This window comes from Bacillus cereus group sp. MYBK101-2, from assembly GCF_051918845.1.
GTDB classification, from domain to species: Bacteria; Bacillota; Bacilli; order Bacillales; family Bacillaceae_G; genus Bacillus_A; species Bacillus_A paranthracis.
In genome coordinates this window covers 187,316-202,539 of the sequence record NZ_JBQAIE010000002.1, presented here as the reverse complement: position 1 = coordinate 202,539, position 15,224 = coordinate 187,316, and the positions used below count along the sequence as shown (strand labels likewise).

The following is a 15,224-nucleotide window of genomic DNA, read 5'->3' as shown; positions in this document are numbered from 1 at the left end:
TCACCTATTCTCCGTTAAACTGTTTACCAAAGTTTATATCCCGCGCTAACGTATTCGCCCTTTGAAGAGAAATGTGAGTTCCTGCATCAGTCCACCAACCGCTCATTTCATTATAAGTAAGTACCCCTCGTTTTAAATACCAATTATTAATATCTGTAATTTCAAGTTCCCCCCTTGCGGAAGGTTTTAATTCTTTTATATAAGAAAAGACTTTCGAATCATACAAATAAATTCCTGTGACTGCATAGGAACTTTTCGGCTCTTTCGGCTTTTCTTCAATTTCAATTATTTTGTCGTTTTGAATATGCGCTACGCCAAATCTCTCCGGGTCATCTACAGATTGCAGCAGTACTTTCGCACCCTCTTTTTGATTTGCAAACTCTTCAACATACGGACGAATATCATCAGAAAAGATATTATCTCCTAATATAACTACCATGCGATCATTCCCAACGAAATCTTCACAAAGCCCTAATGCTTGCGCAATTCCGCCAGCCTTATCTTGCACACGATACGTAAAGGACACGCCAAACTCTTGACCGCTTCCTAAAAAACTAACAACATCTCCCATATGCTCTTTACCTGTAATAATCATAATGTCTGTAATCTCGCATTGTTTTAGCTTATATACCGCATGATAAATCATTGGATAACGTCCAACAGGAAGCAAATGTTTATTCGTTACTTTCGTTATGGGATATAATCTCGACCCAGTTCCACCTGCTAAAATAATTCCTTTCACCCTGCATCTCTCCCTTATGATGGAGATAATATATCTTTGTAATGTTCTACAAACACTTTCCGATCCTTCTCATATGTATCCGCATCAAACTCATCCCCGTTGTAGTGAATACACCATACATTTGCTTGATTAGGGATACCAATTAAATAACCAGCCTTTTGAAACTCTAAAGACTGCGACACATCATAAAAGTGGAATCCTTGAAATAAGTCTTCTCGCCATGGAATATCATATTGCGTTGCCATCAATAAACCATCAATTGCCTGAACTGACAAAAATGGTTGATTCCCATAAAAAACTTGATCTAAATTTAATAATTGATAATTCTGTCTCCTGTACTCAATCACTTTCCCTACTAAATTTTTCCCTTCCCACCATATCCCGTTGCTCGGCAAAAACTGAGCACCAGCTACTCCAATTAAACCTAGTTTTTCGTTATCTTTAAAAAGAGAAATGAGTGTATAAAACATCTCTCGATTAATAAGATAAGTATCTTGATGTATATAAACCTTATACTTCGCGGGATATGAAAGTGCTCGGTTATATGCACTCGCCATACTTTTCGCATCTCGTATCGGAAAAATTTGTACGACATAACCAGGGGGAACAAAAAGGTTTCTTATTTGTCTCTCGCATTGTTCAAATAGCTCTTCATTATTTATACAAACAACGACTAATATTGTATGATCTTTCATTTTGTAGCCCCTCTATTCGTCTTGATTTACATCTGACATATAGTGCTCTACAAATATCTTTCTATACTTTTCATAGTTGGTCATATCCACATCGATATGATAGTGAATACACCACGCATCACGCTGTACAGGAACCCCAACTGTATAGCCCGCTTTTCTAAATTCAAACGATTGAGACACATCATAATAGTCAAACCCATCAAACAAGTCTTCCCGCCATGGAATATCGTATTGTGTTGCCATTAATAAACCGTCAATACATTCTACAGGCATAAATGTTTTTGAGTCATGATACGGCTTTTCTTGACTTGCCATATAAAATAAATCATTCATATAACCAATGACTTTTCCAACAACTCCTCTGCCTACATTCCATATTCCATTTGGAGGGACATATTGGGCTCCAACCATACCAATCATTCCAAGATGTTCATGTTCTTGAAACAATTGAAGTAATCCATATAAAAACCCTACATTTACAATGAAAACATCTTGATGTATATACACTTTATATTTTGCCGGATGCGAAATTGCTTGATTATATCCGCTCGTCATACTTTTCGCATTCCGAATCGGCATAAACTGTATCGTGTATCCTGGAGGAACTGGCAATTGTAATATATGTCGTGCACATTGTGCATACATTTTCCGATCATTTATACACGTAACAAATAATATTGTTTTATCTGCTGCACTCATAATTTTGATTTTTCTGCTTCAATAATGTATTGAAATACAACCGTCTCAGCCATGAAGCCACTTCCAAGACGATATTTTTTACAAATGCCATATAATTCCTCAATAAGCGGTTCATACATTTTATGATCAACATATACACGATCTACTTTACTAATTGAATAGCCTGCTTTTAAAAACATTCGTAACATTTCATTAAATGTAAAGAAGCGAATATGTGTTTTATCTAATAAACCATATTCTGTATACGTCCAATTTCCAGCAAGTAAGGGAGCTAATACTGAAATGTGTGAAACATTCGGTATACTAGCCAAAATCACACCATTTTGCTTTATATACGGTTTTACTTTTTCTATTACCGCCCACGGATCAAATAAATGCTCTAATACGTCACCAAATATAACGCAATCAAATTGCTCCTCCTCATACGGCATATCCATTGTTTCTATATCGCCTAAAACAACATGATCTAGTTTTTCTTTTGCTTGTTCTGCTGCCTCTGGGAATGCCTCAATTCCAGATACACGTGTGCCATTTTCTTTTATGGCAGCTCCAAGTGCACCACTCGAACAACCGATATCAAGAACTTCTTTCCATTCTTTTTTTATGTGCTTTAATAAATTCGGATTCACTGCATTATAATAATGCCCAGACTTTTCTTCGTATAAAGAATTTTTTGGGGAATTCATTTTACACACTCCTTATGCAAATTGAATTTGAAATATAAACCTCATATGAAGTCTATAGATGTAACCAGTACTAGTTACATTGCCGATACTTTACTATATAGCTAATTTATTAGAGTTAGAATCGCGATGAGCCATTTCTAAAAAAAGCTGCCTATAACGATTTATATTGTTTATCAAAAACACTCCGAAAATATTTGCGGTTATATTCAATTGCAGCATTATTCGGAACATAAGAAGCTGCTAATTCATTGTAATAATAAGCTTTATCTTGCTCACCTAACTTGCTATAACAAATACACATTTGTAAATAAGGAAGCCATGTATAGCTCGCTGGACTATGAAACGGACTCTCCGTCGCCATTGGTACTTCCGTTGCAAGTTTAAACCAAAATATCGCTTCGTTATACTTTTGCTGTTCCATATATATATATCCTATTCTTGTACAATTCTCTCCTCTAGGAACATCATATCGAAACGACTTCACGCAAGATTCAATTGCCTTTTCCCATGATCCAAGCTTTGCATAGCAATCTCCTAATTTACCACATGCATAAATTTTCTCTTCATACCAACCTTCGTCCTGATTAAGAAATGTTTCATATAGTAGAACTGCATCATCATATTTTTGATTATCCATAGATTCATTCGCGTAATAAAACAAATCTCTCGGGCTCAATTCTTCTCCAGCTGCTACAGCATCTTGAAAAATTTTTAAATTGCGGTTCGTTACTTTCTTTTCTTTTTTATGCGTAATCGCAACATTACTATTAAAAATCTCACCAAAAATAGCTAAATACTCATGCACCTTTCCAAACCATTGAAATTGTTTTTCACGCTTTACAAGTCGATATCTTTTTGTACAATATAAAGGTTTACCATTAGAATCCATTACAAGATGATAAGGCATCGAAACAGCATCCACATTAGGATCTAATTCTCTTTTTAATAAGTTCAATGCCTCTTGAGCATCTTCTAATAACACATCATCAGCATCTAACCATAATATATATTCTTGCGTTGCTTTCGAAAAAGAAAAATTTCTAGCTGCCGCAAAATCATTAATCCACGGAAAGTCATATATGTTAGAGGTATATTGAGCTACAATTTCTTTCGTTCGATCAATGGAACCTGTATCCACTATAATAATTTCATCAACAATTTTTTCTACTGAGTCTAAACATCGACCGATTGTATCTTCCTCATCTCGAACAATCATACATAAACTAATTGTAATTCCTTGCTTGTTCAACATAATCACCCTCTTCCAAATCAATCATATGTTATACATACAATAAACTTTCCACTTTTTTAACTTGCACAAGCAGTTTAAGATTTCTTTTCAATAATTCAAATGTCCGTGTCATTTTCTTCCGGTTTTGCATCTACTATATAATGAACGCTTTATGGAGGTGAATTTATGTCAAATAATAATTATTCAGATGGATTAAATCCCGATGAATCTTTATCAGCTAGTGCATTTGACCCTAATCTTGTAGGACCAACATTACCACCAATACCGCCGTTTACCCTTCCTACCGGACCAACGGGACCGACTGGACCAACTGGGCCGACTGGACCAACTGGGCCGACTGGACCGACTGGGCCGACTGGAGACACTGGTACTACTGGACCGACTGGGCCAACTGGAGACACTGGTACTACTGGACCGACTGGGCCAACTGGAGACACTGGTGCTACTGGACCGACTGGGCCAACTGGAGACACTGGTACTACTGGACCGACTGGGCCAACTGGAGACACTGGTACTACTGGACCGACTGGGCCAACTGGAGACACTGGTGCTACTGGACTAACTGGGCCAACTGGGCCAACTGGTGCTACCGGACCGACTGGGCCGACTGGACCTTCTGGATTAGGACTTCCAGCAGGGTTGTATGCCTTTAACTCAGCTACAGTTTCTTTAGCTCTTGGCGTTAACGATCCAGTACCATTTAATACTGTTGGATCTCAGTTTGGTACAGCAATTTCTCAAATGGATCCTGATACTTTCGTAATTAGTGAGACTGGGTTCTATAAAATTACTGTTATTGCTTATACAGCGGCAGTAGGTTTATTAGGAAGTCTTGCAATTCAAGTTAATGGTAATACTGTACCAGGTACAGGCACGAGCTTAATTTCACTTGGAGCTCCTATCGTTATCCAAGCCATTACACAAATTACGACAACTCCATCACTCGTTGAAGCAATTGTTACAGGAATTGGATTATCACTAGCTCTTGGTACAAGTGCATCAATTATTATTGAGAAAATCGCTTAATTTTGTACTTAGCAGTAAGACTGATACTAGTCTTACTGCTTTTTCATTTGTAAATTCAATCATTAAATCTCTCTTTTCTACATAGTCATAATGTTGTATGACATTCCGCAGGAGGCACTTATATGGAAAATAAATCAGCTGTTCAGCTTTATCTTGAATTATTAAAGAAAACAATTTTATTTGAAATATGGTTAGAATACGAACCATATTTACCTGCTTCGTTACATATATCTAAAGAGCTATCATATGAACCAGTTACTGTTCCGCTTCCTTTATTTCTTAAGCAGTACGTAGAAAATCACAATTTAAAAATCGTTGACCCTAACGTTTCAGAAAGTGAGCGTCAAGGTGGCAAAGATTGGCCAAGAGCAGCACATAGTATGATTGGCCGAAAACGTATGAATCAATTACACGAAGCTATGGAAACTGTTGTCCGTGAAAATATAGAAGGTGATTTTATTGAAACTGGTGTATGGCGCGGAGGATCGTGCATTTTTATGAATGGTTTTTTACAAGCAAACAACATTACAGATCGTACTGTGTGGGTTGCCGATTCGTTTGAAGGTCTACCAGCACCTAACTTAGAACAATACCCGAAAGATTACGGTGATTATTTGCATACATTCGATTACTTACGGGTTTCTTTAGAAACAGTGCAAGAGAACTTTAGAAAATATGATTTATTAAATGATCAAGTGAAATTTTTAAAGGGTTGGTTTAAAGATACATTGCCTTCAGCACCGGTAGAAAAAATTGCAATTGCTCGTCTTGATGGCGATATGTATGAATCAACGATGGATAGTCTTGTAAATTTATACGATAAAGTTTCAATAGGTGGCTTTATTATTATTGATGATTATGGACTGGTAACATGCGCAGAGGCTGTAACAGATTTCAGAAGTGAAAGAAACATAAAAACTCCTATGACTCAAATCGATGATTTCGGTATTTTTTGGAGAAAAGAATAGAATAAAAAAATATTTAGTTGAGGGGTACTATGATACTACTAATTCATGAAAACCACTCTTGTAATGAATAAAAGCAAAGCTCCCCTCAATATAAAGTAGAAATTTCCTACTTTACTATAAGAAAGGTGTGAATTTTTTGAACGAAAATGAGAAAAAAATCACATTAATCCCACCTCCAGAACTTGTTCAATATGTAGGTGGTCATTTTGAAGAAGTTGGAAAAGAGTTTATGCAGTATTTTATTGAAATTGGCAATTTAAAATCAAATGAAACAGTGTTAGATGTAGGCTGTGGTATCGGCCGGATGGCGGTTCCATTAATGAACTATTTAAGCGATGATGGTAATTATTATGGATTTGACTTATTTAATAAGGGAATTACATGGTGCAAAAATAACATTTCAACACGCCGTAACAATTTCCATTTTGAACATGTCGATATATATAACCAATTCTACAATCCCGATGGAAAAGAAGATGCTTCCCAATACAAGTTTCCATATGAAGATGAATCATTCGATTTTATTTTTTTAACGTCTGTATTTACCCATCTTCTTCCGAAAGAATTAGAACATTACTTAAGTGAAATTTCTCGAGTTTTAAAAAAGGATGGGAGATGTTTTATTACTTTCTTTTTAATTAACCCTGAATCTTCCTATTACTTAAATGCAGGACTAAGTACGTTAGGTTTTTATCATCAAATTGACAATTGTTATGTTCTAAATAAAGATATCCCGAATTTCGCAGTTGCCTATCTTGAGAAAGATATTCTTACCCTATTAAATAAGTATGGACTAGAAATGCAGACACCTCCCCATTATGGCTCATGGTGTGGCAGAACTGAACATACAAGTTATCAAGATATGATTCTTACACAAAAAATTGCTGAAAGGTAGTTGTATATGAATAATATAAAAAATCTGCCGCTCGTTTCCATCCTTATTCCCACCTATAATCGACCACATTATTTTAAAATTGCTCTAGAAAGTGCATTAGCACAAACGTATTCCAATATTGAAATTATTGTAGGAGACGATAGTACAAATAATGAAACAGAAAAATTAATATACAGAGATTATTTACATAAACATAAACATATAACGTACATTCGAAACCCCTCTACTTTAGGACAATTTCATAACGCCCTTATGCTCTTAAAGCAGTCAAATGGAGAGTACATAAATTTCTTAATGGACGATGATATATTTTATAGTAGTAAAATTGAAAAAATGATGTTTTATTTCCAAAAAGACTTAGATCAAAATCTCGCACTTATTACATCTTATCGTACTTGGATTAATGATGATGGAGAGATAATTGAACAACACCCCTCCATGAACAGATTATATGATGAAGATACTCTATTAAATGGGAAAGATCTTGGAAACCATATGCTTATACTAGGGCAAAATATTATTGGTGAACCTACGACTGTACTCTTTCGAAAACGCCTATTAACAGAACCTTTCGGTACTTTAAATGGTAGAAATTATAATTGTAGTGTGGATATGGCTTCTTGGATCAGTTTACTTTCCAAAGGTGATGCAATCTATATTACGGAACCTTTAAGTTCTTTCCGCCTTCATACGGGACAGCAAGTACATCACAAATACCTTGAAGGTTGCGAAGATTTTTCACATCTCGTTTTACATTCAAAAAAATATGGTTTTCTACAAGAGACTGACTATTACAAAACGAGTCTGTTAAAAGCTTGCGAATGGTATAAAAACGCTACAACATTTTATCAGCTATATCCAGAACTCATTCCAACGACCGATACACATACTCGCCTTTCTCATTGTTTGAATATAGTTACAAAAGAACTCCATGCAATCTAATCCATCACAAGGGGGAATTCCTTCCTTGTGATGTATGACTTCCCGCAAATAGTGGAATAAATGTATGCATAGTCTGCTTGTATATTATTTTTTTCATGACATAATCCATATATTTACTAGGCGATAGAAAGGAATACATACATTGAAAGATCCAAATTCTCAATATCAAATAGACTACGTATTACTATGCATCTTATTTGCCATTGGGATTGTTAGTTGCTTTGCAATTACAAGTGCACAAGCCTCTTTACCACCATTTTTGCAAAATGTAAATTTTGTATTAAAGCAAATCCAGTGGTACTTCATTGGATTCATAGCCATCGGTGTTATTATGATTATCGATTTCGATCGTTATCAAAAAATTGCTTGGTATTTATATAGCTTTGCATTGGTACTACTAATTGGGCTAGAACTTCAAGTACCAGGTGCCATTACAATTAAAGGTGCGACCGCTTGGTACAGGCTCCCAGGCATCGGAAATTTCCAGCCTTCTGAAATTATGAAATTGTTTTTAATTATCGTCACCGGACGAATTATAGCAAATCACAATGAGAAATATTTTTACCGAACAATACACGATGATTTTTTATTACTCGGAAAAATATGCGCAACAAGTTTGCCGCCCCTACTACTTATCGCAAAGGAACCTGATTTAGGAAACACAATGGTAATTTCAGCTATGCTCGCAGCAATGATATTAGTTTCTGGTATACGTTGGCGTTTTATTTTCGGGTTAGCTTCCTGTATCTTTGCAACTGGTGTTACATTAACGTATATTTTTTTTACTCATACAAAATTCTTTAAAGCACACATTTTACAAGAATATCAACTAAATCGCTTCTACGGCTGGTTAGCGCCATACAAATATGATGCGCAAGGCTATCAATTAAGACAAGCTTTCTTAGCTACTGGATCAGGAGAAATGCAAGGAAAAGGTTGGGAAAATGGACAAGTATACTTTCCAGAACCACATACAGATTTTATTTTCACGAATGTCGCTGAGCAATTCGGATTTTTAGGCGCAAGCGTCATTATTGCACTTTTTTTCCTACTTATTTTTCGCATGATTCATATCGCTATAGAAAGTAATGACCCTTTCGGCAGTTACATCTGCGCTGGTACAATCGGAATGTTTACTTTTCAAGTATTTCAAAATATCGGGATGACAATCGGATTACTACCTATTACAGGCATCACACTACCCCTTATGAGCTACGGAGGAAGCTCCTTACTCACATACATGATAGCGATTGGATTTGTTTTAAACGTCCGCTCAAGAACGAAAATCTTTATGTTTAACTGAAGCACAAAAACGGTATATTTTTATCTCTATCCTTTTTTAGATATACTAATGAAAAATATGATGGAGGTTTAAATATGAAATACGACATTATAGGGGATATTCATGGATGCTTCCAAGAGTTTCAAGATTTAACGAAAAAACTCGGATATAACTGGAATAGTGACTTGCCGATTCACCCTGATCAACGCAAACTTGCTTTTGTTGGCGATATCACAGATCGCGGTCCCCATTCATTACGTATGATTGAAATTGTATGGGAACTTGTCATAAATAAAAAAGTAGCGTATTACGCTCCGGGAAATCACTGCAATAAACTATACCGATTTTTCCTTGGACGTAATGTGACAATCGCTCATGGACTCGAAACAACTGTTGCCGAATATGAAGCACTACCTTCTCATCAACAAAACATGATAAAAGAAAAATTCATCACACTTTACGAGCAATCCCCTTTATATCATGTACTCGATGAAAAAAGGTTAATTGTGTGTCACGCCGGCATTCGGCAAGATTACATAGGAAGAAAAGATAAAAAAGTACAAACATTTGTATTATACGGCGATATTACAGGAGAAAAACATGCTGACGGTTCACCTGTCCGTCGCGACTGGGCGAAGGAGTATAAAGGAACAGCTTGGGTTGTATATGGACATACACCCGTAAAAGAACCTCGCTTTGTAAATCATACAGTCAATATTGACACTGGTGCTGTATTTGGTGGCAAACTAACTGGACTACGTTATCCTGAAATGGAGATTGTTTCCGTTCCTTCCTCCCTGCCTTTTGTCCCTGAGAAATTCCGCCCAATTTCATAACTCATATGTAAGGATTACCGTATCTTTTAGGCGTCTCTCATATAAAGTGAAACTTTAATCAGCCCTCACCAATCCCACTTTAATGGGCAGCCCGCCCATTAAAATGGGATAAAAATTGGGTAAAGTCATTAAAAAAAGATGCAATAAAGTGCATCTTTTTTTAATGACACGGCATATACTGTCGCAGGAGGTGACAGAATGAAGAAAAAATCTTCTAAACAAAAAAGAAAATGCCCGCCTTTTTATCTGCCCATGTACGGAATTAACAACTGGTGCAGCATTCGAGCTGCAGCTGTAGAAGAACTGGAAGAACAAGAGGCTTCCACAAAAAACAAAGATAGACCAAAATATGTCTCATTACAGAATGCTGTAATGAGCCGCATAATTGATAATAGAAAAGCAAAGATGCAGCAAAAAAATAAACCTCTCTCTACTCATATTGAACAGATTGTGCCTTCTGAGCAAGTAGAAAAGAATACAGAAGAGAACAGCCCTGTAGCAATAAATAAAAAAGCGGAAGCAGAAATTCCAGCTGCTATTATAAATCAAGTAAAAAAAATTAAAGAAGCATTAGTACCATCAGGTGATATACAAACAGAAAAAACGATTATCATTCAGACCCCTACATCTGAAAATACAAAAGTAAAAAAAGATGGGCGGTATGCATATGCAGAGGGTCTTCACTCTCATGCAGAGGGTACAGCTTCACATGCAGAAGGACTTCTGACACATGCAAAAGGTTCTTTCTCTCATGCAGAAGGATCAAAAACGAAAGCAACTGGACATAGTTCCCATAGTGAAGGGAGTGAAACGACAGCAGGTGGCGCTTATTCTCATGCAGAAGGTAAACATACAATCGCTTTAGGCGAAGCAGCTCATGCAGAAGGAACCGCGACTATCGCTAACGGATTTTCTTCTCATGCGGAAGGTAATCATACATCAACAGCTCATTTTGCAGGTAGCCATATTATGGGACGATTCGGTACAGCAGAAGAATCCTATTCTTGGTTTATTGCAAACGGCACAAATGAAACCGATCATAATATCGGTGCAAAGTGGCTTGCTCATAATGGAGAAATGTACATTGAGGGCGCTTCTTACAATGCAAGCGGAACTGATTTTGCGCAAATGTTTGAAACAGTAGACAATACTTTTATTGATGTAGGTTATTTCGTTACATTTAGTAGCGAAGAAAAAATTCGAATCGCTACTTCAAACGATTCATTCATCTTAGGAATATCTAGTGCCACCCCCGCTCTTATAGGAAATAGCGGTGCTTTAAGTTGGCAAAAACGCTATAAAACAGATAGCTTCGGAAAACGTCAATATGTACGTACGGAATCGCAAGACATACAACCTCTTTTAAATACAGAATGGGATCCAGCTTGCAAATATATAGCAAGAAAAGATCGTAACGAGTGGCTTCCTGTCGGATTAATTGGACAAATGTTAGTACGTGATGACGGTACTTGCGAAACGCATGGATATTGTCGTCCAAATAACGATGGCATTGCTACAAAATCTGAAAGTGGCTTTTTCGTTATAAAGCGCACGGGCGACAATCAAATTTTAATATTATTCCGCTAAAAAAAAAGGGAACAAAATTCTTCGTTACATAAGAATTTTGTTCCCTTGTTAAATATGTCTTAATATCGCTTGCATATCGCTTGGAATCGGTGTAGTGAAAGACATTTCTTTCTCTAAAATAGGATGATAAAACGTCAAGGATGTACTGTGAAGCGCTTGTCGTTTCATTTCATCTCTTTTTCCACCATATAAATTATCGCCAAGTAGCGGATGTCCTATGTACGCCATATGCACACGAATTTGATGCGTTCTCCCTGTATCGAGCTCAAGTGATACGTGCGTCTTATGATTGACGCTATCGATCACTCTAAAATGAGTAACGGCTCTTTGCCCCTCCTCACAAACTGTCCGCTCAATAATGCTATCCGATTTTCGTCCAATCGGTGCGTCAATCGTTCCTTCTCTTTCTACCATCTCACCGTGAACAATCGCTTCATACGTTCTTTTCACAGCTTTTTGTTGATGCTGTTTCGATAAAAGATGATGTACGAAACGATTTTTTGCAATAAGCATAAGCCCTGAAGTATCACGATCTAACCTCGTTACGATATGCACCGTACTTGCAAGATGTCGCTTATCATAATGAGATAAGAGCGCATTCGCAACACTTCCTGCCGGATGTTCTCTAGACGGGATCGTTGACATGTTTGCCTCTTTGTTTATGACAAGAACTGCATCATCTTCATATACGATACATAAAGGAATATCTTCAGCAATCATCCCTTCACTTCTTTCCTCTACGGGAAAAAAGACACGTAATTCTTCACCAGCTTGCAACTGATGACGAACGCTCGCATGTTGACCATTTACTTCTATAGATCCGCCATGAAACTTTATATCCGTTAATGCGGCTTTGGAGATCCCTTTTGTTTTTAAAAATTCTCTAACCAAAGTTCCTTCCTCAGCCGAGTCTATATCCCATTTCAATGTAAATCTGTTCAAATATATAAACCCTTTCTATTTATCTGCAACAAACGAGTCACGAACTCGTTTCCAGAACGGAAATGGACGGAAACGAACGAATCGTACTTTCTCATTTGCCACGCGATACTGAATTGATTTCACATCTTGATGAACCATCGTTAAATGGTCCACCGTAATTTGTAAGTTCATTCCTGCAGTCGGCTTCAGCACGCATGTATGATGTTTCGGCAATACGAGCGGCGAACCTACTGTACGAAACACCCGGTTATTAATAGATGCCATTTCCGCAATTTGAATCGCTTCAATAGAAGGGTGAATAATTGCTCCGCCAAGCGCCTTATTATACGCAGTACTTCCCGAAGGAGTAGAAATACAAAGGCCATCCCCGCGGAACGTTTCAAAGTACTCTCCGCGTATTTCCACTTCTGTTACTAATGTACCTTCTGCACTTTTTACAGTCGCTTCATTCATCGCTAAATACTGCGACTCTTTACTCCCATTCACATAGCGAATAATCACTTCTAAAAGCGGATATTCCACCACTTGGAATGGTGTTTTAGCAATTGCAATTACTAATTTCTCTACTTCTGTCGGTAACCAATCTGCATAGAAACCTAAATGCCCTGTATGTACACCAACAAATGCTGTTTCATCCAATCGATTATAATAACGATGAAACGCATATAAAAGCGTTCCATCTCCCCCAACAGAAATTACAATATCGGGTTCCTTTTCATCCATTATAAATCCAAAATCTAGCAAGTATTCTTTCATCGTGCTTGCCAGTGCATCTGATGATTGATCTCCCTTTGACATAATTGTAAATTTCATCGCCCAACACCCTTTAGTTTATGATTCGGAATCTTTCGTTTCTTGCTTTCTTGAAAAAGCTTTCTGCGCTTCTTGAATTTCAAGACGGATAGAAGACATTTCTTCATCTAATAAAAATGCTGCTTCCGCTGCACGTTGCAAGCGTATTTTAATATCTTCAGGAAAACGTCCACTATATTTATAATTTAAAGAATGCTCAATTGTTGCCCAAAAGTTCATTGCTAGCGTACGTATTTGGATTTCTACCAATACTTTTTGTTCACCTTGAATCGTTTGAACTGGGTAACTAATGACAACGTGATAAGAACGATAACCGCTATCTTTCTTCTGCGTGACGTAATCACGTTCTTCCACGATTTCAAAGTCATTTCGTTTTCGAAGATATTCTACAACAGGCTTAATCTCATCAACAAATTGACACATCATTCGAAGGCCCGCGATATCTTGCATATCTTCTCTTAGCCTGTCTAACGGTACATTTCTCTTCTCCGCTTTATCAATAATACTTGCAACCGACTTTACCCTTCCTGTTACAAACTCAATTGGAGAATGCTCTGTTAACATTGCAAATTGAGTACGCATTCCTTTTAGTTTCACTTTCAGCTCTGCCACCGCTTGGTGGTAAGGTGCTAAAAATTCTTCCCAATTTCGATTCATTTCAACCACCACCAAAATCAATCCATTTGCTTATAGAAATACTTTTTCTACAGCAGTTACTAGTTCTTCTCCGTAATTTGCATTACCTTCAATATTTTCAACTAAATATTCTACTTCTTCTTTCAAACCTTCTAATTCCATTTCAATGTCATTCACGCGAACGAACATAACCACGTCGTTATTCATCGCTTCATGCATTGCTTCCCAGCATGTATGCGGAATGCTTACATAAATGAAAGATGATTCGTTTTCTAAGATATATAAAAATGATAAATTATCTGAGTCTACAAGTACGTGATTACGCGCACTTAACTCCTTTACCTCTATTTCACTATTTTCCGCACAAAAAATAAGAGCATTCTCTCTCTTTTCTACGCTCTTAACTTGGATTTTATTTTGCATGCTCTAACTCCTCCATCTCAACTTCCTGTCTTACTTAACAGTATTATTGTATCATAACATGGACGCAAACAAATAAAACATTGAACCAAATTTGTGAAAAAGCGATAATGTGTAAAGAATTATTTTTCAAAAGGAGCGCGCATACAATGACACAAGAAATTGAAATTGAATTTAAAAATATTGTTACAGAAGAAGAATTCCATACATTATGTAAATCATTCTCTATTGAAGGATTTACGAAACAGGTGAATCACTACTTTGAAACACCGAGCCTCTCATTAAAAGAAGCTGGCTCTGCACTTCGTATTCGTCATAAAGGAGAAACTTATACATTAACATTGAAACAACCTGCAGAAGTCGGCTTGTTAGAAACGCATCAAGTTATAACAGCAGATGAAGCAAGATTGATGATGGAAACAAATACAATTATTCAAGGCGCTGTAGTAGATCAACTACACACATTACAAATTCCTGTTTCTGCTTTAACTTATATGGGTAGTTTAACAACTGAAAGAGCCGAAACACTATTTGAAGGCGGAACGCTTGTCTTTGATCATAGTTTCTATTACAATCACGATGATTATGAAATTGAATTTGAAGTGCAAGATGAAGAAGCAGGCAAAGCTGCATTTATTCATTTATTAAAGCAACACGACATACCAATACGTCATACAAATAATAAAGTAAAACGCTTTTTCCTTGCCAAACAAAACAAAGCACGCTAAAGTGAAAATTCCACTAGTGAATACGTTCTACTAGTGGATACATCTCACTTTTTGAAAAAGAAAAGATTCTTTTAC

General features: G+C 36.7%; 17 protein-coding genes. 8 read left to right on the top strand and 9 right to left on the bottom strand.

From position 1 onward, the window contains the following. Positions 1-4: 4 nt before the first annotated feature. The 5 genes from ACTFSI_RS06290 to ACTFSI_RS06270 form a co-directional block, all read right to left on the bottom strand. On the bottom strand, positions 5-742 hold the full coding sequence (locus ACTFSI_RS06290) for a sugar phosphate nucleotidyltransferase (protein ID WP_000676173.1): 738 nt from the start codon (positions 740-742) through the stop codon (positions 5-7). Positions 743-756: 14 nt separating this feature from the next. Beyond that, a complete protein-coding gene (locus ACTFSI_RS06285; protein ID WP_000651514.1) occupies positions 757-1,437 on the bottom strand; it encodes a glycosyltransferase family protein in 681 nt (226 codons plus the stop codon). Positions 1,438-1,449: 12 nt separating this feature from the next. Further along, on the bottom strand, positions 1,450-2,136 hold the full coding sequence (locus tag ACTFSI_RS06280; RefSeq protein ID WP_001271197.1) for a glycosyltransferase family protein: 687 nt from the start codon (positions 2,134-2,136) through the stop codon (positions 1,450-1,452). Continuing rightward, complete coding sequence (locus tag ACTFSI_RS06275; protein WP_061672184.1) at positions 2,133-2,822, bottom strand: class I SAM-dependent methyltransferase; 690 nt, start codon at positions 2,820-2,822, stop codon at positions 2,133-2,135. The genes ACTFSI_RS06280 and ACTFSI_RS06275 overlap by 4 nt, the downstream gene beginning before the upstream one ends. A 151-nt stretch (positions 2,823-2,973) precedes the next feature. Beyond that, positions 2,974-4,074 carry a glycosyltransferase gene (locus ACTFSI_RS06270; RefSeq protein ID WP_000932905.1) on the bottom strand — a complete coding sequence of 367 codons (1,101 nt, stop codon included), beginning with the start codon at positions 4,072-4,074 and terminating at the stop codon, positions 2,974-2,976. A 165-nt stretch (positions 4,075-4,239) separates the two neighbouring features. On the opposite strand from ACTFSI_RS06270, the gene ACTFSI_RS06265 reads away from it, so the two are divergent. From ACTFSI_RS06265 to ACTFSI_RS06235, 7 genes are all read left to right on the top strand, one after another. Further along, entirely contained in the window at positions 4,240-5,100 is an 861-nt protein-coding gene (locus tag ACTFSI_RS06265; RefSeq protein ID WP_440045290.1) for a BclA C-terminal domain-containing protein, read from the top strand. A gap of 122 nt (positions 5,101-5,222) precedes the next feature. Continuing rightward, positions 5,223-6,068: a TylF/MycF family methyltransferase gene (locus tag ACTFSI_RS06260; protein ID WP_000428851.1), complete on the top strand. Its 846-nt coding sequence runs from the start codon at positions 5,223-5,225 to the stop codon at positions 6,066-6,068. A 136-nt stretch (positions 6,069-6,204) separates the two neighbouring features. Beyond that, positions 6,205-6,963 carry a class I SAM-dependent methyltransferase gene (locus ACTFSI_RS06255; RefSeq protein WP_139896087.1) on the top strand — a complete coding sequence of 253 codons (759 nt, stop codon included), beginning with the start codon at positions 6,205-6,207 and terminating at the stop codon, positions 6,961-6,963. A gap of 6 nt (positions 6,964-6,969) precedes the next feature. After that, entirely contained in the window at positions 6,970-7,905 is a 936-nt protein-coding gene (locus ACTFSI_RS06250) for a glycosyltransferase family 2 protein (RefSeq protein WP_440045289.1), read from the top strand. Between the two features lie 142 nt (positions 7,906-8,047). Further along, positions 8,048-9,208, top strand: a complete 1,161-nt coding sequence (locus tag ACTFSI_RS06245; protein ID WP_000654690.1) for an FtsW/RodA/SpoVE family cell cycle protein — start codon at positions 8,048-8,050, stop codon at positions 9,206-9,208. Positions 9,209-9,282: 74 nt separating this feature from the next. After that, the gene (prpE, locus tag ACTFSI_RS06240; protein WP_046198592.1) at positions 9,283-10,023 is read left to right on the top strand and encodes a bis(5'-nucleosyl)-tetraphosphatase PrpE; all 741 of its coding nucleotides are present in this window, start codon (positions 9,283-9,285) and stop codon (positions 10,021-10,023) included. Between the two features lie 198 nt (positions 10,024-10,221). Next, complete coding sequence (locus ACTFSI_RS06235; protein WP_000730499.1) at positions 10,222-11,610, top strand: peptidase G2 autoproteolytic cleavage domain-containing protein; 1,389 nt, start codon at positions 10,222-10,224, stop codon at positions 11,608-11,610. Between the two features lie 48 nt (positions 11,611-11,658). Here ACTFSI_RS06235 and ACTFSI_RS06230 read toward each other — a convergent pair whose 3' ends face one another. The 4 genes from ACTFSI_RS06230 to ACTFSI_RS06215 are packed head-to-tail and all read right to left on the bottom strand — an operon-like array spanning position 11,659 to position 14,424. Beyond that, positions 11,659-12,552: an RluA family pseudouridine synthase gene (locus ACTFSI_RS06230; RefSeq protein ID WP_014481609.1), complete on the bottom strand. Its 894-nt coding sequence runs from the start codon at positions 12,550-12,552 to the stop codon at positions 11,659-11,661. 15 nt (positions 12,553-12,567) lie between these two features. Then, positions 12,568-13,365 (bottom strand): NAD kinase, encoded by a 798-nt coding sequence (locus ACTFSI_RS06225; protein ID WP_000673184.1) that lies wholly within the window; start codon positions 13,363-13,365, stop codon positions 12,568-12,570. Between the two features lie 18 nt (positions 13,366-13,383). Beyond that, positions 13,384-14,022 (bottom strand): GTP pyrophosphokinase, encoded by a 639-nt coding sequence (locus ACTFSI_RS06220; protein WP_001081482.1) that lies wholly within the window; start codon positions 14,020-14,022, stop codon positions 13,384-13,386. A gap of 30 nt (positions 14,023-14,052) precedes the next feature. Continuing rightward, complete coding sequence (locus ACTFSI_RS06215; RefSeq protein WP_001180003.1) at positions 14,053-14,424, bottom strand: hypothetical protein; 372 nt, start codon at positions 14,422-14,424, stop codon at positions 14,053-14,055. A gap of 146 nt (positions 14,425-14,570) precedes the next feature. Here ACTFSI_RS06215 and ACTFSI_RS06210 point away from each other — a divergent pair, with 146 nt between their 5' ends. Continuing rightward, complete coding sequence (locus tag ACTFSI_RS06210) at positions 14,571-15,149, top strand: CYTH domain-containing protein (RefSeq protein ID WP_000191107.1); 579 nt, start codon at positions 14,571-14,573, stop codon at positions 15,147-15,149. Positions 15,150-15,224: the final 75 nt, after the last annotated feature.

Bases quoted from the DNA above. Each gene is read 5' to 3' on its own strand.
- ACTFSI_RS06210 (WP_000191107.1), top strand. From the start codon at position 14,571: ATGACACAAGAAATTGAAATTGAATTTAAAAATATTGTTACAGAAGAA.
- ACTFSI_RS06250 (WP_440045289.1), top strand. From the start codon at position 6,970: ATGAATAATATAAAAAATCTGCCGCTCGTTTCCATCCTTATTCCCACC.
- prpE (WP_046198592.1), top strand. From the start codon at position 9,283: ATGAAATACGACATTATAGGGGATATTCATGGATGCTTCCAAGAGTTT.
- ACTFSI_RS06220 (WP_001081482.1), bottom strand. From the start codon at position 14,022: ATGAATCGAAATTGGGAAGAATTTTTAGCACCTTACCACCAAGCGGTG.
- ACTFSI_RS06270 (WP_000932905.1), bottom strand. From the start codon at position 4,074: ATGTTGAACAAGCAAGGAATTACAATTAGTTTATGTATGATTGTTCGA.
- ACTFSI_RS06280 (WP_001271197.1), bottom strand. From the start codon at position 2,136: ATGAGTGCAGCAGATAAAACAATATTATTTGTTACGTGTATAAATGAT.
- ACTFSI_RS06275 (WP_061672184.1), bottom strand. From the start codon at position 2,822: ATGAATTCCCCAAAAAATTCTTTATACGAAGAAAAGTCTGGGCATTAT.
- ACTFSI_RS06265 (WP_440045290.1), top strand. From the start codon at position 4,240: ATGTCAAATAATAATTATTCAGATGGATTAAATCCCGATGAATCTTTA.
- ACTFSI_RS06260 (WP_000428851.1), top strand. From the start codon at position 5,223: ATGGAAAATAAATCAGCTGTTCAGCTTTATCTTGAATTATTAAAGAAA.
- ACTFSI_RS06215 (WP_001180003.1), bottom strand. From the start codon at position 14,424: ATGCAAAATAAAATCCAAGTTAAGAGCGTAGAAAAGAGAGAGAATGCT.
- ACTFSI_RS06225 (WP_000673184.1), bottom strand. From the start codon at position 13,365: ATGAAATTTACAATTATGTCAAAGGGAGATCAATCATCAGATGCACTG.
- ACTFSI_RS06285 (WP_000651514.1), bottom strand. From the start codon at position 1,437: ATGAAAGATCATACAATATTAGTCGTTGTTTGTATAAATAATGAAGAG.
- ACTFSI_RS06235 (WP_000730499.1), top strand. From the start codon at position 10,222: ATGAAGAAAAAATCTTCTAAACAAAAAAGAAAATGCCCGCCTTTTTAT.